The organism is Zobellia laminariae (assembly GCF_030553095.1).
Taxonomy (GTDB): Bacteria; Bacteroidota; Bacteroidia; order Flavobacteriales; family Flavobacteriaceae; genus Zobellia; species Zobellia laminariae.
Genome location: NZ_CP130738.1, coordinates 3,606,921 through 3,625,439, shown reverse-complemented (window position 1 = coordinate 3,625,439; position 18,519 = coordinate 3,606,921). Strand labels below are relative to the sequence as shown.

Sequence of the window (18,519 nt, the reverse complement as noted above, 5' to 3'; positions counted from 1 at the left end):
AAATTGAGACAAAACAAACCCGATAAAGGCTGGAAATACAAGGTTCATGAAATAATTTATGAAGCAGACACACCCTTGGGCAAATGGTTTGACATTCTATTATTTATTCTGATTATTATTAGCGTGCTCTTAGTAATGTTAGAAAGCGTAAAATGGATAGATGCCGAGTATCATGAAATCCTTTTTATTCTAGAATGGATAGTTACTATCCTATTTACTATAGAATATATTGCACGAGTCATTAGTATAAAGCAACCCAAAAAGTATATTTTTAGTTTTTATGGTGTAATTGATTTACTATCAACCATTCCATTATATTTATCTTATATTTTTGCTGGCTCCCAAGTACTTTTAGCTATCCGTTCTTTACGTCTTTTAAGAGTTTTTAGAATATTAAAGTTGGTACGCTTTCTAGGTGAAGCCTCACAACTAAGAAAGGCTTTAGAGGCAAGCAGAGCTAAAATAACTGTTTTCCTTTTTGCCGTACTTATACTCTCGGTCATCTTAGGTACACTTATGTATTTAATAGAAGGAGATGAAGCTGGTTTCACCAGTATCCCTACAAGTATCTATTGGACAATTGTAACCCTTACTACGGTAGGTTATGGAGATATTGCGCCTATTACTCCGCAAGGACAGTTTATAGCTACCCTTATTATGCTTGTTGGTTATGGCGTAATTGCTGTTCCGACAGGAATTGTTACTGTAGAATTTGGAAAAAAGAGCCAAGAAGAGAAAAAGATAGGCGACAAGCATTTTGTACATGTCAACACACAAGCGTGTAGAACTTGTTCAAAAGAAGGTCATAGAGATGATGCCACTCATTGCTATAATTGTGGAAGCGAGCTATAATGGAGAAAATACTTTTATCTGTTGTAGGACCTACCGCTATTGGCAAAACCAAACTTGCCATTGCTCTTGCGAAACATTTTAAGACCGAGATTATCTCGGCAGATTCTAGGCAGTTTTTTAAAGAAATGAGAATTGGCACGGCTGTACCCACACCAGAAGAATTAGAGCAAGCCAAACATCATTTTATACAACACATCAGTATTTTTGATTCCTATTCCGTGGGCGATTTTGAACGCGATGCACTTCATTTACTTGATGAACTTTTTAAAAATCATAATATCGTAGTAATGGTAGGTGGTAGTGGGCTCTACACCAAAGCCGTTGCCGAAGGTTTAGATGACTTTCCAAAGGTGGACCCAAAAATACGGAAGCAATTGAATGAGAAATTTGCTGAAAACGGAATTGAAAGTCTACAAAACGACCTTAAAAATAGAGACCCTGACTATTATGCAACGGTAGATCTAAATAATCCACATAGGCTCATAAGAGCTTTAGAAATCTGTATTGGAACAAATTCACCCTACTCCTCTTTTCTTTCCCAAAATAAAAAGAATCGCCCGTTCAAAACAGTTACTGTGGGTATTGAAGCTGATCGTGCACTCATTTACGAACGCATTAACCAACGCGTGGACATTATGGTCCAAGAAGGACTTATTGACGAAGTGAGGCAATTGGAGAAGTACAAAGAGCTAAATGCTTTACAAACCGTTGGCTACCGAGAGCTATTTACCTATTTTGAAAAAAAGAAAAGTCAGGAGATAGTACCGCAGAAAGCGACCTTACTTTCGCTTTAGAAGAAATAAAGAAAAATACCCGCAGATTTGCCAAAAGACAATTAACCTATATTTAAAAAAAATGAAGAAACGATATGGGTTTCTTATGACGCAAATCCTCAGGAATTGATAGCGACTTTAAATAACATTATACCAAATGAAAAGTAAAAACCCCATAATATTCGTCATGGGCGTATCTGGCTCTGGTAAAAGCACTATTGGCAAACTTTTAGCCGAAGAGCTGAATTTAAGTTTCTATGATGGTGATGATTACCACCCAGAAGCAAACGTAAAAAAAATGGCCGATGGTCATCCTTTAGATGACGATGATCGCCAAGGCTGGTTAGAAAGACTAAATCTCTTAGCTATTGAAAAAAGTGAAAATGGAGCCATTATAGCCTGTTCCGCACTTAAAAATAAATATCGTACCATTTTACAAAACGGAATTGAGGAAAAGCTAAATTTCGTTTATCTACAAGGCACTTTTGAAGAAATTATGGGCCGTCTTGAGCTACGCAAGAATCATTTTATGCCGCCAGAATTGCTTCATTCACAATTTAACACCCTAGAAGTACCGGAAGATGCCATTACCGTTTCCATAATGCACACGCCTGAAGAAATCGTTTCAAAAATAATAAAGGCTTTATAAGAAAATAAAAAGCCCTGCTATAAAATTATAACAGGGCTTTTTTTCATTTGAAATATTGTAGTCTTATACGTCTTCTTTAACAACTAAACGAAAACCTTCTCCGTGAATGTTTAAGATTTCTACGGCATCATCTACCTTAAGATACTTTCTTAGTTTAGCAATGTAAACATCCATACTACGAGATGTAAAATAGTTATCATCTCTCCATATTTTTGTCAAAGCTAATTCTCTAGGCATCAAATCATTTTCATGAAGTGCCAAAAGACGTAAAAGCTCATTCTCTTTTGGAGAAAGTTTTATAGCCTCTTCCTCTTTGTATTTTAAAAATCTAAGCTTAGAGTTCAGTTGGAAATTACCGATTTTAAATTCGAATTTCTTACTGTCCGCCAATGTGTTAGATGCTTTTCTCTGAAGAATAGCTCTTAGTTTCATTAAAAGAACTTCGGAGTCAAATGGTTTGTTGAGGTAATCATCAGCTCCAGCTTTATATCCTTTTAAAACATCTTCTTTCATAGTTTTAGCGGTAAGAAAAACGATAGGAACATGCTCGTTCTTCTCACGAATTTCCTTTGCCAAGGTAAAACCATCCTTATAAGGCATCATCACATCTAAAATACAGATGTCATAATTATCCTTTTTGAACTTTTCAAATCCCTCCATACCATTCTTGGCTAAAGTGACATCAAAATCGTTCATCGATAAATAATCTTTCAGCACAATTCCAAAATTGGGATCATCCTCTACTAAGAGTATTTTTTTATTTACTGTTTCCATAACTTGTTGAGTTAGATTAAAGGCAATTTTATATAGAAAGTACTTCCCTTTCCTTTTTCACTTTCTGCGTAGACCTCACCTTGGTGGTCATCGACTATTTTTTTAACATATGCCAATCCGAGACCATGCCCCTTAACATTATGTAAATCTCCCGTATGTTCACGGTAGAATTTTTCAAATACTTTTTTGACCACCGCCTTACTCATTCCAGCGCCTTGATCTTTTATTTCTATTACAATATAATTTTTAGCAACCTCTGTATAAATATCTATCCTAGGTGCGTCTGTTGAATACTTAATGGCGTTGTCAAGAATATTTACGATTACATTCGTAAAATGCATTTCACTCGCTAAAACTTCCGTTCTCGCAGCATTTAAATGCGTTTCTATATATCCACCTCTATCAGCAACAATAAGTTCCACATGCGCTATTGCATCCTCTATTATGTCGTGAACATCTACCCTATCCTTACTAATATCTAACTGATTCTTTTCTAGCTTAGATATGCGCAATACATTTTCTACCTGAGCATGCATTCGTTTGTTCTCCTCACGAATCATTGTTAAATACCGATCTACCTTTTCTGGGTCCCCAATTATTTTGGGATTCCTAATAGCTTCCACCGCTAGGTTTATAGTAGCAATTGGCGTTTTAAACTCGTGCGTCATATTATTAATAAAGTCAGACTTTATCTCGGCAATCTGCTTTTGACGTATCAATTGATAAATTGCCCCAGAATATGCTATTACAATAACCAATGTAAAAAGCAAAGACAAAAGCGCCATTTTTATTATAGACTGAATCAAAAACTTCTTTTTCTTTGGAAAAGCGATTAACAAAGAGAAATTACTTGCTCCTTCGCTATCCTTAAAAATAGGCGTTTCATAAAGCATATCTTTAGCAAACTTGAACTTTCTGGACTTTACCTTAGTTGGCAACCCCCTGCTGTACACCCCATATTCATATTCAATATTGAGGTTTCTATTCTTTAATTCGCGATTAAGAAGTAACTTTATTTCTTGATTAGAAACTCTTTTGTGAATAGGCACTTTTTTGGCATACTCACTAAAAACATCTTCAAACTGGGCTTTTTCGATAGCCGATAGTCCTCCAATTTTTTCAAGCTTCTGTACTGCATTCAGCTTATACTCTTTACCGTCCAAACCGTAATCTTCTTTAAAGATTGTTTTGGTACGTTTGCTAGTATAATTTTTAATTGTAGTAATCGTATCACTACCATTACCGTTATCAAAGAACGTAGATGCTATATTATAATCTTCTTCTAAAATACCATGGGAATAAAACCGAATCTCATTGGAGTTTATATCACGGTCTATAAAAAAGATATTTCTTAAATGAGAGCTTTTAGGCTCACCTACACTATCTTTTATGTTGATGTAACGTTCAAAATAATCCTTTGTCTCCCTCTCCTCTATTTTATCCGAGACTTCGTTTAAAACCTCAGACACCGTATTAGAAAACTGTTCTTCCTTGTCCTCCACAGATTGCTTTATCCACAAGAACTGAACAGATATTATTCCTATCAGGGAGAGACTCATCAACGCCACCAAAAGGATAAATAACCTCTTATTCATTAGAAAACAAAATTAAAGATTTAACATATAGTAGATCATACGTTTAACCAAACCTTAACAAAAATGTTAAAACTGCGTGAGGCCTATATTTTATTAAGTAAATCGCGATGAACATCTAAGACTTGAACCTTTGTTTGTTCTATATTCTCATTTTGGATGATATAGTGCGAAGATTCTATTTTTTTATTATCACTTAACTGGTTTTTCATTCGGGCTTCTATACCTTCAACCGTATTAGATGCATCGCGTTGCATAATACGGTCAATTTTAGTCTCCTTGGGAGCCGTTACCAAAATGATAAAATCGTAAAAATCCTGCGAGCCAATTTCAAATATGATGGCCGCTTCCTGAATAACATAATCTGAACTTTGACTTTCTGCCCAGCTTATAAAATCTTTTCGAACTGCAGGATGTACTATTGCGTTTAAAGCGTTCAACAATTCTTTATTATTGAATACTTGTTTTGACACATAGCCCCTATCTAGCTTTCCTTCCTTGTAGGCTGCATCCCCAAGAAGTTCTTTTATAGCAGCAATTAGCTCTGGTGATTTTTGCATTAAACCTTTTGCCCGTTCATCAGAATTATAAACGGGTACACCCAATTCCTCTCAAACATTTTAGCAACCGTGGTTTTACCACTACCTATACCACCTGTTAAGCCTACAGTTATCATTTTTTGTTCAATATGTATTCTACACTGTTCTGTTCTAGTTTTACACTGTGCAGACCACTTGGCTTTTTCCTTAATTCTAATTGCAATTCATCTGTATTGCCGTCTTTCAACTGACCGTAGTCTGCAATGACTTCAAAATCTGATGCCTCTAACTTTTTAAGCCGTTTTAATTTAGCCTTACATAATACATTAACCTTATCGGGAAATGTTTTTACATCAATGTTACTAGGAAAATGTACGGTCTTAATAGTCACTTCAAATACCTTTTCAGAAAAGCGAGCGATGTTAGCAGTAAGCTCTACTTTATTATCTGAGTACTTAGTATTCTTAAGGTCTTTAGATTTATAGATATCCACGGTTTCCGAAAAGTCGGCATCTAAATCAGGGAGGGTTAATTTATTGGTACGTACAACCTTGATAGTATCAATTTCCTTTGAAGGCCCCGTAATAGTTATGGAATCTGGCTGAATTTCCATCTTACCATCTAATAGATAATTGGTTGCCATATTTACTTCTACATTCGGTTTTACTGGCACTTTTTTAGAAATCACGGCCAACATACCCACAAAAAGGGTATCCGTTTCTATATCTATTAAAGACATTGATGTGCTTAACTGCCTTTCTACTTGTTTCCGATATACTTTTTGAGGTATATAAAATATAGAGTCTTTTTGTAAAGCATCGGCTAGGTCTATAGACACCTTGGCATGTTTAAAATTGAAACCTAGAAGTTGAAAACCACCGGCCTTAAGTTTCACCTTTAATTCATTATCTGTGGCGCCTTTAAACAAATAACCTTCCGGAACGTTCACATATTCCAAGTCAAAACTAGTTGTACTCACATAACTCTCAGAGAGGTTATTAATGAGCCATATTAAGGTTGAAAAAAATAAAAACACCAAAAATATTTTTACTTTTCTCTTCTTAAGAGCCTTCTTGACTTTATCTATTATCTTGTTTACCAATTATTTGAAAAATAAATAAGGAAACAATGTTTCCGGTTCCTTTTTGCTAAAGTTAAGAAAGATGGTCGATTTTAAAAAACCATATCCATATCCCATAAATTGAATGCTTACAGCCACTAGAGAAAGTAAAGCCACGGCTAAATTTCTATTTTTTAAAAGCGAATCTATAAATATGAGTGAAAAATAGATAATATATAAATATATAGGCAAACTAATCCCTACTGCTAGAAATAAAAGTGACGCTAAAAACCCCAAAGAAAACAGTGTTGGGAACCAATAGGTCATTTTTGATGTCTTCGGGTGCCATTTATTTAAAATTGGACGAACACTACCAAATTTCTTTACTTGAATAAAAAACTTATTCCAGTCTATGCGTCGCTTATGATATACAAAGGCTTCTGGTATAAGCTTCGTATCAAAACCATTTTTCCAAATACGAAACGTAAAGTCCGGGTCTTCACCTATGGATGAATTTTTCCAAATCCACCAACGGTTTCAAATGCTGTTTTGGAAATACCCATATTAAAACTACGCGGTTGAAACTTATCTAGCGCCTTTTTATTCCCACGAATCCCCCCTGTGGTTAACACAGACGTCATAGCATAGTTAATAGCTTTTTGCAAAAGCCCAAAAGACTCATGAGCAGCATCTGGTCCACCAAAGCAGTGAACAAAGTTATTTCTTAAAGCACTATCTACCGCATCTAAATACTGCGGTGGAATCATACAATCTGAATCTACAATTAAAAAATAATTGCCCTTGGCACGGGCCATTCCGTAGTTTCTAGAATCTCCAGGTCCTGAATTAGATTTTTTGTAATATGAAATGGTGAGTTTATCCTTATACCTTTCAACCACTTCTTCGGAAGATAGTGTTGAGCCGTCCTCTACAATCAAGACTTCAAAATCCTTTGAATAGGATTGGTGCGCTAGACTTTCTAGAAGCTCCGCTATTTCATCGGGTCTATTGTAAACAGGAACTATAAACGAAAAAGATAAATCCATGAGCTTTTATACGGAAATTCTAAGGGCATTTTTCATTACTTAAATCGGTAATGTAAAATGCCCATAATATATGCCGAAAACAAATATTCTTCGCCAGAATTTAATCTATTGAAAGACTTTTTATTTCTACTCGGTAAAACGTTCTATAATCTCTTGGCTAACACCAGTATTAGAGAAACCACCATCATGAAACAAGTTTTGCATTGTAACTTTTCTGGTAAGGTCTGAGAAAAGAGTTACCGTATAATCTGCACACTCCAATGCCGTTGCATTCCCTAAAGGCGACATTTTTTCTGCATAGCTAATAAAACCACCAAAACCTTTCACACCTTGACCAGCAGTAGTTGGTGTAGGTGATTGTGATATTGTATTTACACGAACGTTTTTCTCTTTTCCGAAGAAATAACCAAAACTACGTGCTACAGATTCTAAGTAGGCCTTATTATCTGCCATATCATTATAATCAGGAAAAACACGCTGTGCTGCCATATAGGTCAAAGCAACTATGCTTCCCCACTCTTCCATAGCATCAGCTTTATATAAGCTTTGCATTACTTTATGGAAAGATAAAGCAGAAACATCCCATCCTTTAGAAGTAAAGTCATATTTCTCATCAGTATAAGAACGCCCTTTTCTAACGTTTACAGACATACCGATTGCATGTAATACAAAATCAATTTTTCCACCAAGAATCTCTACAGACTGGGCTACCAAGTTTGCTAAATCTTCTTCGCTAGTTGCATCGGCAGGAATAACCTGAGAACCAGTTTTTTCGGCCAAATCTTTAATTTGCCCTAAACGCATGGCTACGGGTGCATTGGTCAAAACAAAAGTACCGCCTTCTTCATGAATACGCTCTGCTGTTTTCCACGCTATTGAATTTTCATCCAAAGCTCCAAAAATAATTCCTCTCTTACCTTTTAATAAATTATACGACATTGTGTTAGATTCTGTTGGTTGTTCTTAAAGCTTCAAAGATATTTAAAAAGTTGGCAACTAATAGTTGCCACATGAAGAAAAACGTGTTTATAAGTCTAAAATCTACCTTAAAAACCAAATACGGCCGCTAGCACCCTGTACAAAGCCTAGTATTCTAGTTCAAAAGTTGCCTTGCGTGAGCCATAGCTGAATCAGATAGCTCTTTACCGCCCAACATTTCAGCTAACTCCACTACCCTTTCCTCATTGCTCAGTTGCTTCATGTTCGTTTTGGTAACCGCTCCTTCCTCCAACTTATATACTTTAAAATGATGGTCACCCTTTGAAGCTACCTGAGGTAAGTGTGTAATAGAGAACACTTGCATACTTTTACTCATTGCCTGCATGATATCACCCATTTTTCCTGAGATTTCACCAGAAACCCCAGTATCAATCTCATCGAACATGATGGTAGGTAGGTTTTCATATTTCGCTAATATCGATTTTATAGTGAGCATAATCCTAGAAAGTTCACCTCCTGAGGCTACTTTCTTCAGCTCACCATAATCGCCTCCTTTATTAGCGGAGAACAAAAAGGTAAGTCCGTCTGCTCCGTTAGCCTTAAAGTCGTTCGCCTTAAAAAGCTCTATCTTAAAAGTAGCACTAGGCATACCCAACGCTTTTAGAGAATCCTCCAATTGTTTTTTAAGTTGTGGGACAACCTTTTTTCGTTTGGACGTTAGGGCATCAGCTGCTTTTTGCAATGCGATTTTTTGACCTGCAAGCTCTTTTTCTTTCTTTTCTATATCAGCTTCAAGATTTTCCGTTACACTAACTTTTTCAGCTAGGTCTTCTCTAATTTGTAGTAATTCAGAAACATCTTGAACCCCGTGCTTTTTCTGTAAATCATAAAGTTGTTGCAACTTGGTATTGATTTCTTCCAGCACTTGTGGATTGGCTTCTGTTCCTTCCTGAAAATTCTGAAGTTCCGAAGCTATGTCATCTATTTCAATAAAAACCGATTGCACACGCTGGTTCAAGTCCGCATACTGAGTCCCATAACCAGATAATCTATTAGCAATTTGTTTAAGCTCAGCAAGTAAACTTACAATACCCACCTGCTCATCATTAAGCAGTTGATGACCTGAAGAAATCAGTTCTAGAATATTCTCTACGTTGTTCAGTTGCTCATACTGCTCTTCCAAATCTTCTTGCACACCCAATTTTAAAGGTGCTGCCTGAAGCTCTTCTAACAGAAAGCTATTGTAATCGTGTTCTTTATTTGCTTCTTTTTGAAAATCAACAAGTTCAGACAACTCTTTTGAAGTTGTTTTATACAAGCGAAGTTTTCCCGCATAGTCCGCTAGCAGACTTTTATTATCCGCAAGGGCATCTATTACCTTTAACTGAAAATCGTTATCCGTTAACTGTAGTGTTTGGTGTTGAGAATGCACATCTATTAAACTGCTTCCTAGTCTGGTAAGAATATCTAATGTAACAGGGGAATCATTAATAAAGGCTCTCGATTTCCCGCTAGGCTGAATCTCTCTTCTTATTATAGTTCTCTCCTCGTAATCTAAATCATTATCCTTAAAAAAGGGTTTCAAATTATACTTGTCAATTTGAAATTCCGCCTCTATAACACATTTTTTATCCTTGTCTCTTAAAGATGATAAATCGGCACGTTTACCCAAAATAAGGGACAAACCGCCCAATAAAATAGACTTTCCTGCACCAGTTTCACCTGTAATACAGGTAAACCCATTAGTGAAGTCTACATTGAGATTATCTATTAATGCGTAATTTTTTATGGAAAGGTGTACTAGCACAGTTTTCTATTCAATTTGTGCTGTAAAGATAATTGATAATTTCGTACCGAAAGAACTAGTACTTAATATCGTTCCAAGTACTGGAATATAAGGGAGCAATATTGTTTAAAGTCTCTTTTAATTGAACAATATCTACTTTTGGACCGTCTGAAAAGATGTTTTGAATCTCATCTGACTTCGCATCAAAGAAAGTCTGAATCAAAAATGCGTTAGGCCTACGTTTTGATCATCGTCTCAAAAAGCTTCATTGTACCTGCTATAACTTGTTTGCCCGTGCTATTATTATCTCCAAGAATATCAAGACCCTTACGATGATAATTATACATAGCTATACGATACTCACGATAGGTATTGGATAAAAGATTATCTACCAACTCAAACCTACTACGATCACTATTCTGATCCCAGCCCGTATAATTGCTACCTTGAGCTTGCGTGGTAATTTGCTGCGCTTTTCTAAAATACTCAGTACCGCCTTCTAAAGAGAAAGTGTCTGCATCAAGCCCGAGCATGGTGTAAACATAGAAAGAAACAACACTTACAAGATTGGATTCAAAAACATTTTCATTGAATACCAAAGGTTGAAATTCTATATATTCAAAATTGAGCTGATTGTCTTTATAATTGAAAATAGGCGTTTCGTACGATGTATTAAAAACAGGACGCGAAGACTGAATCTGAATATTACCCTCAAAACGATTAGACTCGTAATTGGTAATCGTATAAACATCTGACTGCTTATACGTTCATTTTCCTTGTAGGTGCGGTTGGTCCACTTGTTCTTATTGATAAAATCATTTAAAGAACGTTCTAAAGTTTTAAAAATCTGTTGATTAGTTTGTGAGACCTGATCCGCATTTATAGTAACAACACAATTCATTTCCTGTGCCGAAACGGACACCACAAAAAATGAACAAATAAATATAAGTATGAAGTTACGCATGGTATCTTTTCAAGATTTCATCAAAAATGTCTTTGGCCACCTCTGCCTTTGTCTTTAGTTCAAACGGCTTAATTCCAGAATTCTTATCTATGAAAGTGATTTTGTTCGTAGGTTTTCCAAAACCAGCTCCTTTATCGTTCAGAGAGTTGAGAACAATGGCATCTAAATTTTTCTTTTTAAGCTTGCCTATAGCATTTTCAAGCTCATTTTCTGTCTCCAGAGCAAAACCAACTAAAAACTGCTTTTCCTTCCGATTACCCAGTGATAGCAAGATATCTTTGGTCTTCACCAAATCAATCGAAAATTCGGTTTCTTTTTTCTTTATTTTTTGATTAGCTACCGTTTTAGGTCTGTAGTCAGCAACTGCTGCTGCACAGATAGCTACATCTATATTTTTATAGTGCAGATGTACCTCATTGTACATTTCTTCCGCAGAAGTTACTTTTTTTAAATCGATAAGATCATGAGAAACAGAAAAACGGGATGGCCCAGAAACCAAAATAACATGAGCTCCTAAATTTGCTGCCACATTAGCCAATTCATACCCCATTTGACCAGAAGCATGATTTCCAATAAACCGCACAGGGTCTATGGCTTCATAGGTAGGGCCGGCGGTAATCAGAACTTTTTTTCCACTAAGCGGAAGTCCTTTTTGTAAATACGCTTTAATGAAATCAACCATATCCTCTGGTTCTGCCATACGCCCTTCTCCATGAAGGCCACTTGCCAATTCACCAGAAGTAGCAGGAATCATAACATTTCCAAAAGACTGTAATTTTTCAAAGGAATTTTTAGAACTCGGATGCTTATACATATCCAAATCCATTGCAGGAGCAAAGAAAACAGGACATTTTGCCGAAAGGTAGGTAGCAAGCAATAAATTATCGCATGTACCCGTAGCCATTTTAGCCAAGGTATTAGCTGTAGCTGGCGCAACTACCATTAAGTCTGCCCATAGCCCTAATTCTACATGATTATTCCATTCCGTTGCCCCATCATCCTCATTAACCAAGGAAGTTAGCACCGGGTTTTTGGAAAGCGTAGCTAGCGTAAGTGGGGAAACAAAAGAGCTGGCGCTATCTGTCAAAATTATTTTGACATTAGCGCCAGCTTTAATCAGTAAACGTACAAGAAAGGTAGTTTTGTAAGCGGCAATTCCTCCGGTAATGCCTAAAAGAATGTTCTTTCCGCCTAACATATACTACTGGTCTTTCTCCGTATTTCTGTGATATATTTTGTCATTCAACCACTCTTCAACTGCTAAAGCATGTGGCTTAGGTAATTTTTCGTAAAATTTAGATACTTCTATCTGTTCTTTGTTTTCAAAAACTTCTTCAAGGCTGTCGCTATAAGTAGCAAACTCCTCTAACTTTTCTAGAAGTTCTTTCTTAATTTCAGAATTGATCTGTACAGCTCTTTTAGCAGCAATTGAAATTGCTTCATAAATGTTATCCGTAGGACGGTCAAACTCATTTTTGTTGATCGTTACTGTGGAAACTGGAGCACTTGAATTCTTAAGATCGTTCATGTTCATAGTCAAACTATTTTATTTTGCTTCTTTCGCTTGGGTAAAACCCTGTAATTCTAATTTTACTTTTTCAAGTATCTTCTCTGCCTCACCGGCATGTTCTGATTCTGGAAACTGCTTTTTGAATGCGTTATAATCGGCAATGGCCTCTTTTAAACGCTCTTCTTGTAACCTTTCAAAACTATTTAATGCAAATCGGGAAGCCGATTCGAATCTATAAAACATTGCATCTTCACGGTAAACAGACCCAAAAATCTGATATAAAGTTATCAAACGCTGCTACTGCAGGCGTTAGAAACGTAAAATCAAACTGACCTAATTTATTGAACTGCTTAGCTATTTCGTATGCTTTATGCTCTTTTTTAGTCGTTAGCTCTTTTGCCATGGCATTGGCTTCAGAAAAATATTCCGAATCAGGATATGAGTTGATAAACAACTGCAATTTTCCCAATGCCTTATCCGTATCCGTTTGGTCCAAAGAGTACACTGGTGAAAGCTTAAAATAACTCTTTGCTCCTAAAAAGGAAGCTTCTGCCACTTTATCACTCTTAGAATAAGATTTAACAAAACGCTCGAACTGATAGCCCGCCATATTGTAATCTTTTCTTTGAAAATACGTATCTGCCAAGAAGAACATTACACGTTCGCCCTGAGGTTTACCCACATACTTAGGTGCAATTTGTTCAAAAAGACGATTAGCCCTTTTCATATCACCTTCCTCATAAAATTTCTGAGCTAGGTATTTTAGGCTTAACATCTTCATTTTTAAGCACCTTTTGATATTCGCTACATGATTGTGAAATCATAGCGAGTAGTAAGACAGGGACAATTAACCTCATTTTAAAAAGCATTTTGCAAAATTACGGATTCCGAATGGATATAAAAAACAAAAAATAAAGTAGCTAAAATAGCATTCTAGAACCCTTATACCAATGCTTTTGGGGAAGATTTAACACCGCTAAGCAAAAACCTTAAAAGGTTTTACAAAGTCGGCGATGTTCTTTTTAAGACTATCGGAAGCTTCTATGAGCGGAAGTCTAACAGTAGCACATGACAAACCTAAGATTTCAAAAATAGATTTTATCCCTGCAGGATTACCTTCCCAAAATTAACCCCATGCCTTCTTGAAGTTCGTAATGTTGCCTATAAGCTTCATCCACATTTCGGTCTAATCCAGAACGAATCATTCTAGAAAATTCTGAAGGAAGTCCTTGACCTAAAACAGAAATAACACCAGAGCCTCCAGCTAAAACAGTAGCTAAAGCCGTAAAATCATCACCAGAAATCACGTGAAAGTCTTTTGGACAATCTTTAATTAATTCCTGCAACTGAATCATATCACCAGATGCATCTTTTATTCCAACAATATTTTCAACCTCTGTAGCCAAACGCACAACAGTTTCCGGAAGCATATTACTACCTGTTCTTATGGTACGTTATAAAGGATTATAGGTTTCGCAGACACTTGGGCAATAGCCTTAAAATGTTGAAAAATCCCTTCTTGAGTAGGTCTATTATAATAAGGAGACACCGATAAAACGGCATCAAAATTAGTAAGGTCTAATTTTTGTAATTCTTCAATTACAGCAACTGTATTATTACCGCCCACACCTACCACCAAAGGTAATCTACCTGCATTGGCAATGGTTACGGTATCTATAACCAATTGTTTTTCTTCTTTGGTAAGTGTTACGGATTCACCAGTAGTACCCAATACTACTAAATAGTCTACACCACCGTCCACAATAGTTCACAATACGATGTAACGCATCTATGTCTACCGAAAAATCTGTTTTGAACGGAGTGATTAAAGCCACACCTGTACCAATTAACTGCTTCATTATTCAATTTCGTTTAAAACGCCAAGATATTTTTTAAGCTCTGCTTTAAAGGTCTTAAATTCTTTCAATGGCGAATCCATTATCAAATCATTATATATGAGATCCACCTCTTTGAAACCTACACGAAATCGGGCTTTTGTTTTAACGCTCATCAACTGCAATAATAAATTATCGCTGGTATAATAGTTTACGAGTAAATCATACTCCCTACTTAAGAATTCTAATGCATAACTATTTTCTATAGCTCCATTCCACCCAAGATCCTTATCGGAAAATACAGGGGTAGAATATGGCGAATTCTTGTCGTAATAACTTTTATAACCAATAATTTTTACAGCATTCGGTCGTAAATTATAATCCTCTACAAACCCATAAAATTGGTTTGCATCATCAAAGTCGTCTAGATCTACAATGCAACCTATGGAAGTAATACCTTTACTTCTTTCAATTACCGGCGGATCTTTGGCCAACTCTTGTTTCAGAAATTTAACGCCCGATTTGTGCTTGAACTTATCTTTTATTCCCTTAAACATGTACTTTTACATTTTGAACCATTCTGGTATGTAAAATTTGGAATGGGTTCTACAAATGTAAAGAATCTCCACGCATAATATGCTGCTAAGATAAAACGAAATATGGTTTTAAAAATAAAACACTTTGTTATATTTATAACAATTACTTTTTTGTATTCCTGTGGTGAGCAACAGCCCAGCCTTCAAAAGATAGATGCAAAACAGATTGTTATAGACAGTTCATTAAAAACTACGGGGTCTATTGAAACCTTGGTGAAGCCCTATCGTGAAAGGATTAACCACGTTCTTGACAGCACATTGGCCTACGCTCCCTACCCTATTTCAAAAACAGACGGAGAGCTAAACACCACAGCAGGAAACCTAATGGCCGATATTGTCTTATCTGAAGCCAACCCTATATTTAAATCAAGAACAGGACACACCATTGACCTTGTCTTATTGAATCATGGAGGTATTCGGTCCTTAATTTCCAAAGGAAATGTTTCTTCACGTACTGCTTTTGAAGTCATGCCTTTTGAAAATTCTATAGTAGTAGCTGAGCTTAAAGGCAGTTCTATATTGAAAATGGCGTCCTATTTGAGAGATTCCGGTCGTGCTCATCCAATAGCTGGATTACAACTAACATTAGACTCAGAAAATGAAATTCAGTCTATCTCCATCCAGGCATGCCTCTGGAAGAAGATAAAACCTATTATGTAGCAACATCAAACTATTTGGTAAACGGAGGAGATAGTATGGTCTTTTTTGAAGACGCTGTAAACATTACGAACACCGATTATTTGATTAGAAATGCGATGATTGACTATTTTAAGAAAACAGACACGCTCAAACCTGTTATTGACAATAGATTTATTAAACTGGATTAGCACCGAAAAACAAAACGTCACGGATGCGACAATTTACCGTCACATTCAACAAAATATATAGTTTTATGAACAGAAGAAAATTCATTAAAAACACGACGGCATCAACTGCGCTTGTTGGCTTGGGCGGACTTTCTTTAAGCTCTTGCCTTGGCGATGTAAAAAAACACATCACCATTTTACACACAAACGATGTGCACAGCCACATAGACCCTTTTCCTACAGATCATTCCGAGTTTCCTAATCTTGGTGGACTAGCAAGGCGCGCCACTTTGGTAGAGAGCATTAGAAAAGAAAACCCGAATACATTACTTTTTGATGCAGGTGATATTTTTCAGGGAACACCATATTTTAATTTTTATGGCGGTGAGTTGGAGTTTAAACTCATGAGCCTACTAAAATATGATGCGGCCACTATAGGGAACCATGATTTTGACAATGGTATTGATGGTTTATTGGCTCAGATGCCCAATGCCGATTTTGAGATGATCAACGCCAATTACGATTTTAAAAATACGGTCATGGACGGTAAGGTCAAACCATACAAAACTTATACTCTTGACGGAATTAAAATAGGAGTTTACGGTCTAGGCATTGAATTAAATGGCCTAGTTACCAAAAAACTGTACAAAGAAACGGAATACAACAATCCTATAGAAATTGCACAAGACACGGAACGCACATTAAAAAACGAAGAAAATTGTGACCTTATCGTCTGCCTATCTCATTTAGGCTACGAATACAAAGATTCACAAAAACCACATGATCTTGCAATGGCTACCGCACTTGAATACACTGATTTAATTATTGGCGGCCATACCCATACTTTTCTTGACAAACCAACCATTGTAGAAAACAAATTAGGAAGAAATGTTTTAGTTAACCAAGTAGGTTGTTTTGGTATTAATTTAGGCCGAATTGATTTTTACTTTGACGGTTCAAAAAACAGCAATGCTTCTGGTGTAACTATACATGTTTAATTATGGTTAGAATTGAACGAACCACATATAAAAACGACCATTTTTCTGGTTTGGTTGCCAAACTAGATGCTTATTTAAGCCATACCGATGGTGATGAGCACGACTTCTATCATCAATACAACGGAATAGAAAGCCTAAATCACGTGGTTATTGCTTATTTAAACGATGTAGCTGTAGGCTGTGGAGCCATAAAAAGAGTAGATTCTGATTCTGTGGAGGTAAAACGAATGTACGTTTCTCCCGAAACCCGAGGCCAAGGAATTGCCTCTTTACTTTTAAAAGAACTGGAAGAATGGGCAACTGAACTAAAATACAAGAATTGCATTCTAGAAACAGGCAAACGCCAACCAGAAGCCATAGCCCTTTATACCAAAAATAAATATGAGGAAATACCTAATTATGGTCAATATGAAGGTATGGAAAATAGTGTCTGCTTTAAGAAAACCCTTACCTAGTTAGTTTTTTAACAAATACTCTGTAATTTCTTTTTGTTCTTGCTTTAGTGAAATTTTCGGAAACGACCTTCCTGCCTTTCTATACCAATAGCCAGCATTAAATACATCTCCTTCTACACGATGTAAATATGCATGGATCCAACTACCTATTTCGTTAAACATTTCTTGAGCAATATCATGTGAAGCTTCCCAATTGTTATTTGTTGCAAACCACATGGCTTTCAGTGCTTCAGACCAATCCATTGGAGGTGTTGAGGCAGTTAATGTTTGTTCAAAATCTTCGTAAGTCTTAGGTGTAGCCATCAATTTATAGTATCATTTGTTCTTTCCTATGCAAAAATACCTAATTTCGATTGAAATTAACCGTATGCTTTAATGGTTCAACTATCACGAAGCTTACTCCTTTGGAGACCTTTTCCCTATGTGCTGGCACTAATTTGCACATTATTCATATTGGGCATTCATATGCTACCGAATATGGACAGCATGCTCAACGAAAATAATACTCGAATTTCACATGTTTTTTTACAATCGCAGATTGATTATCATAAAGAGATAGCACCTTTTGCCAGAAGGCCTCTAACCACCTTGTTAATTGAAACCACTCAAAGTATCCTTAAAGTAAAAGCAGGTTATGCATTTATTTTTGTAAACTTCTTGCTATTTGGTCTTAGCGGTGTTTTAATCTATAGATTATCTCTTATTCTTAAGGCTACCAAAAAAAAGGGATTGATTAATATGATGGTGTTTTTTACATCATTTTCAATCTTGTTTGCTTTTTTCCACCCGTATTCACCTATGACGAACCTTTGCAGTACTGCTTCTTGCTAACCGCCTTTATGGCTTTTATTAGGCGCAAATGGTTTTGGTATGTAATCGTATTCTCTTTATCCCTTGTAGCTCGTGAGACCAGCATTTTACTACTTCCTGCATTTATTTTACTATTACCGGGAACCCAAAATCATCCAAGGAAAAAACTGTGGCCTAACCTCAAAAAAAATAGCCTAATCATTCTATCTCCTATTTTTTTCTACGGATGTTATATTGTCTTTTTCATTTATCACCAACGACTATTGCACGCTACCCACACTGAAATAGCTAGCAGATACTCGTGTTTTCTGGAAAATATTGAAAGTTTAAAAAATATAGCCGAGTCCGTGGTATCAATTTTCATTACTGTAGGGCCGTTTCTATATTTTACTTATTTCTATTTGAAACGAAAAAATAATAATGCTTGGCAAAACAGCTTTGTTTACGCCTTTCTATTGACTTTAATAATAAATACACCTCTGGTTTTCATGACTGCCTTTGCTCGGGAATCACGTTTATTTGCTTTACCCTTACT

The 18,519-nt window shown here is 36.1% G+C and carries 18 protein-coding genes and 5 pseudogenes; 8 read left to right on the top strand and 15 right to left on the bottom strand.

Annotation, left to right across the window (positions count from 1 at the left end; translation table 11 throughout):
* Nucleotides 1-3 precede the first annotated feature (3 nt).
* The 3 genes and pseudogenes from Q5W13_RS17395 to Q5W13_RS17385 all read left to right on the top strand — a co-directional run bounded on the left by Q5W13_RS17395 (nt 4) and on the right by Q5W13_RS17385 (nt 2,274).
* A complete protein-coding gene (locus tag Q5W13_RS17395; protein WP_155595903.1) occupies nt 4-852 on the top strand; it encodes an ion transporter in 849 nt (282 codons plus the stop codon).
* Nucleotides 852-1,793: pseudogene (gene miaA, locus Q5W13_RS17390) on the top strand (tRNA (adenosine(37)-N6)-dimethylallyltransferase MiaA). Before Q5W13_RS17395 ends, miaA begins: the two are co-directional and overlap by 1 nt.
* Nucleotides 1,783-2,274 (top strand): gluconokinase, encoded by a 492-nt coding sequence (locus Q5W13_RS17385; RefSeq protein WP_304443858.1) that lies wholly within the window; start codon nt 1,783-1,785, stop codon nt 2,272-2,274. Before miaA ends, Q5W13_RS17385 begins: the two are co-directional and overlap by 11 nt.
* Before the next feature lie 63 nt (nt 2,275-2,337).
* Here Q5W13_RS17385 and Q5W13_RS17380 read toward each other — a convergent pair whose 3' ends face one another.
* The 14 genes and pseudogenes from Q5W13_RS17380 to Q5W13_RS17320 all read right to left on the bottom strand — a co-directional run bounded on the left by Q5W13_RS17380 (nt 2,338) and on the right by Q5W13_RS17320 (nt 14,876).
* Nucleotides 2,338-3,048, bottom strand: a complete 711-nt coding sequence (locus Q5W13_RS17380; protein ID WP_155595900.1) for a response regulator transcription factor — start codon at nt 3,046-3,048, stop codon at nt 2,338-2,340.
* Between the two features lie 11 nt (nt 3,049-3,059).
* Nucleotides 3,060-4,643, bottom strand: a complete 1,584-nt coding sequence (locus Q5W13_RS17375) for a sensor histidine kinase (RefSeq protein ID WP_155595899.1) — start codon at nt 4,641-4,643, stop codon at nt 3,060-3,062.
* A gap of 83 nt (nt 4,644-4,726) precedes the next feature.
* A pseudogene (gene coaE, locus Q5W13_RS17370) lies at nt 4,727-5,259 on the bottom strand (dephospho-CoA kinase).
* A gap of 53 nt (nt 5,260-5,312) precedes the next feature.
* Nucleotides 5,313-6,158 carry a CdaR family protein gene (locus Q5W13_RS17365; RefSeq protein ID WP_304443857.1) on the bottom strand — a complete coding sequence of 282 codons (846 nt, stop codon included), beginning with the start codon at nt 6,156-6,158 and terminating at the stop codon, nt 5,313-5,315.
* 123 nt (nt 6,159-6,281) lie between these two features.
* Nucleotides 6,282-7,285, bottom strand: a pseudogene (locus tag Q5W13_RS17360) (glycosyltransferase family 2 protein).
* A gap of 126 nt (nt 7,286-7,411) precedes the next feature.
* On the bottom strand, nt 7,412-8,224 hold the full coding sequence (locus Q5W13_RS17355; RefSeq protein WP_155595895.1) for an enoyl-ACP reductase FabI: 813 nt from the start codon (nt 8,222-8,224) through the stop codon (nt 7,412-7,414).
* A gap of 154 nt (nt 8,225-8,378) precedes the next feature.
* Nucleotides 8,379-10,031: a DNA repair protein RecN gene (gene recN, locus Q5W13_RS17350; RefSeq protein WP_304443856.1), complete on the bottom strand. Its 1,653-nt coding sequence runs from the start codon at nt 10,029-10,031 to the stop codon at nt 8,379-8,381.
* 55 nt (nt 10,032-10,086) lie between these two features.
* A pseudogene (gene porD / locus Q5W13_RS17345) lies at nt 10,087-10,974 on the bottom strand (type IX secretion system protein PorD).
* Nucleotides 10,967-12,172, bottom strand: a complete 1,206-nt coding sequence (coaBC, locus tag Q5W13_RS17340; RefSeq protein WP_304443855.1) for a bifunctional phosphopantothenoylcysteine decarboxylase/phosphopantothenate--cysteine ligase CoaBC — start codon at nt 12,170-12,172, stop codon at nt 10,967-10,969. The pseudogene porD and the gene coaBC overlap by 8 nt, the downstream one beginning before the upstream one ends.
* Nucleotides 12,173-12,175: 3 nt before the next feature.
* Nucleotides 12,176-12,508, bottom strand: a complete 333-nt coding sequence (locus Q5W13_RS17335; protein ID WP_194535459.1) for a DNA-directed RNA polymerase subunit omega — start codon at nt 12,506-12,508, stop codon at nt 12,176-12,178.
* 12 nt (nt 12,509-12,520) lie between these two features.
* On the bottom strand, nt 12,521-12,727 hold the full coding sequence (locus Q5W13_RS25270; protein WP_368662298.1) for a hypothetical protein: 207 nt from the start codon (nt 12,725-12,727) through the stop codon (nt 12,521-12,523).
* Nucleotides 12,728-12,734: 7 nt separating this feature from the next.
* Complete coding sequence (locus Q5W13_RS25265) at nt 12,735-13,259, bottom strand: outer membrane protein assembly factor BamD (protein WP_368662297.1); 525 nt, start codon at nt 13,257-13,259, stop codon at nt 12,735-12,737.
* A 201-nt stretch (nt 13,260-13,460) separates the two neighbouring features.
* A pseudogene (dapA, locus tag Q5W13_RS17325) lies at nt 13,461-14,343 on the bottom strand (4-hydroxy-tetrahydrodipicolinate synthase).
* Nucleotides 14,343-14,876: a DUF6913 domain-containing protein gene (locus tag Q5W13_RS17320; protein ID WP_214611172.1), complete on the bottom strand. Its 534-nt coding sequence runs from the start codon at nt 14,874-14,876 to the stop codon at nt 14,343-14,345. Before Q5W13_RS17320 ends, dapA begins: the two are co-directional and overlap by 1 nt.
* Nucleotides 14,877-14,978: 102 nt before the next feature.
* Here Q5W13_RS17320 and Q5W13_RS17315 point away from each other — a divergent pair, with 102 nt between their 5' ends.
* The 4 genes from Q5W13_RS17315 to Q5W13_RS17300 all read left to right on the top strand — a co-directional run bounded on the left by Q5W13_RS17315 (nt 14,979) and on the right by Q5W13_RS17300 (nt 17,174).
* Nucleotides 14,979-15,575, top strand: a complete 597-nt coding sequence (locus Q5W13_RS17315) for a 5'-nucleotidase C-terminal domain-containing protein (RefSeq protein WP_304443854.1) — start codon at nt 14,979-14,981, stop codon at nt 15,573-15,575.
* Nucleotides 15,542-15,742 (top strand): hypothetical protein, encoded by a 201-nt coding sequence (locus Q5W13_RS17310; RefSeq protein ID WP_304443853.1) that lies wholly within the window; start codon nt 15,542-15,544, stop codon nt 15,740-15,742. The genes Q5W13_RS17315 and Q5W13_RS17310 overlap by 34 nt, the downstream gene beginning before the upstream one ends.
* A gap of 65 nt (nt 15,743-15,807) precedes the next feature.
* Nucleotides 15,808-16,719 carry a bifunctional metallophosphatase/5'-nucleotidase gene (locus Q5W13_RS17305; protein WP_304443852.1) on the top strand — a complete coding sequence of 304 codons (912 nt, stop codon included), beginning with the start codon at nt 15,808-15,810 and terminating at the stop codon, nt 16,717-16,719.
* 2 nt (nt 16,720-16,721) lie between these two features.
* Complete coding sequence (locus Q5W13_RS17300; RefSeq protein ID WP_304443851.1) at nt 16,722-17,174, top strand: GNAT family N-acetyltransferase; 453 nt, start codon at nt 16,722-16,724, stop codon at nt 17,172-17,174.
* Here the strand turns inward: Q5W13_RS17300 and Q5W13_RS17295 are convergent, their stop codons facing one another.
* Complete coding sequence (locus Q5W13_RS17295; RefSeq protein ID WP_304443850.1) at nt 17,175-17,477, bottom strand: hypothetical protein; 303 nt, start codon at nt 17,475-17,477, stop codon at nt 17,175-17,177.
* Nucleotides 17,478-17,549: 72 nt separating this feature from the next.
* Here Q5W13_RS17295 and Q5W13_RS17290 point away from each other — a divergent pair, with 72 nt between their 5' ends.
* Nucleotides 17,550-18,005 carry a hypothetical protein gene (locus Q5W13_RS17290; RefSeq protein WP_304443849.1) on the top strand — a complete coding sequence of 152 codons (456 nt, stop codon included), beginning with the start codon at nt 17,550-17,552 and terminating at the stop codon, nt 18,003-18,005.
* Nucleotides 18,006-18,519: the final 514 nt, after the last annotated feature.

Bases quoted from the DNA above. Each gene is read 5' to 3' on its own strand.
- Q5W13_RS17385 (WP_304443858.1), top strand. From the start codon at position 1,783: ATGAAAAGTAAAAACCCCATAATATTCGTCATGGGCGTATCTGGCTCT.
- Q5W13_RS17380 (WP_155595900.1), bottom strand. From the start codon at position 3,048: ATGGAAACAGTAAATAAAAAAATACTCTTAGTAGAGGATGATCCCAAT.
- Q5W13_RS17375 (WP_155595899.1), bottom strand. From the start codon at position 4,643: ATGAATAAGAGGTTATTTATCCTTTTGGTGGCGTTGATGAGTCTCTCC.
- Q5W13_RS17355 (WP_155595895.1), bottom strand. From the start codon at position 8,224: ATGTCGTATAATTTATTAAAAGGTAAGAGAGGAATTATTTTTGGAGCT.
- coaBC (WP_304443855.1), bottom strand. From the start codon at position 12,172: ATGTTAGGCGGAAAGAACATTCTTTTAGGCATTACCGGAGGAATTGCC.
- Q5W13_RS17335 (WP_194535459.1), bottom strand. From the start codon at position 12,508: ATGAACATGAACGATCTTAAGAATTCAAGTGCTCCAGTTTCCACAGTA.
- Q5W13_RS25270 (WP_368662298.1), bottom strand. From the start codon at position 12,727: ATGTTTTATAGATTCGAATCGGCTTCCCGATTTGCATTAAATAGTTTT.
- Q5W13_RS25265 (WP_368662297.1), bottom strand. From the start codon at position 13,259: ATGTTAAGCCTAAAATACCTAGCTCAGAAATTTTATGAGGAAGGTGAT.
- Q5W13_RS17320 (WP_214611172.1), bottom strand. From the start codon at position 14,876: ATGTTTAAGGGAATAAAAGATAAGTTCAAGCACAAATCGGGCGTTAAA.
- Q5W13_RS17315 (WP_304443854.1), top strand. From the start codon at position 14,979: ATGGTTTTAAAAATAAAACACTTTGTTATATTTATAACAATTACTTTT.
- Q5W13_RS17310 (WP_304443853.1), top strand. From the start codon at position 15,542: ATGCCTCTGGAAGAAGATAAAACCTATTATGTAGCAACATCAAACTAT.
- Q5W13_RS17305 (WP_304443852.1), top strand. From the start codon at position 15,808: ATGAACAGAAGAAAATTCATTAAAAACACGACGGCATCAACTGCGCTT.
- Q5W13_RS17300 (WP_304443851.1), top strand. From the start codon at position 16,722: ATGGTTAGAATTGAACGAACCACATATAAAAACGACCATTTTTCTGGT.
- Q5W13_RS17295 (WP_304443850.1), bottom strand. From the start codon at position 17,477: ATGGCTACACCTAAGACTTACGAAGATTTTGAACAAACATTAACTGCC.
- Q5W13_RS17290 (WP_304443849.1), top strand. From the start codon at position 17,550: ATGGTTCAACTATCACGAAGCTTACTCCTTTGGAGACCTTTTCCCTAT.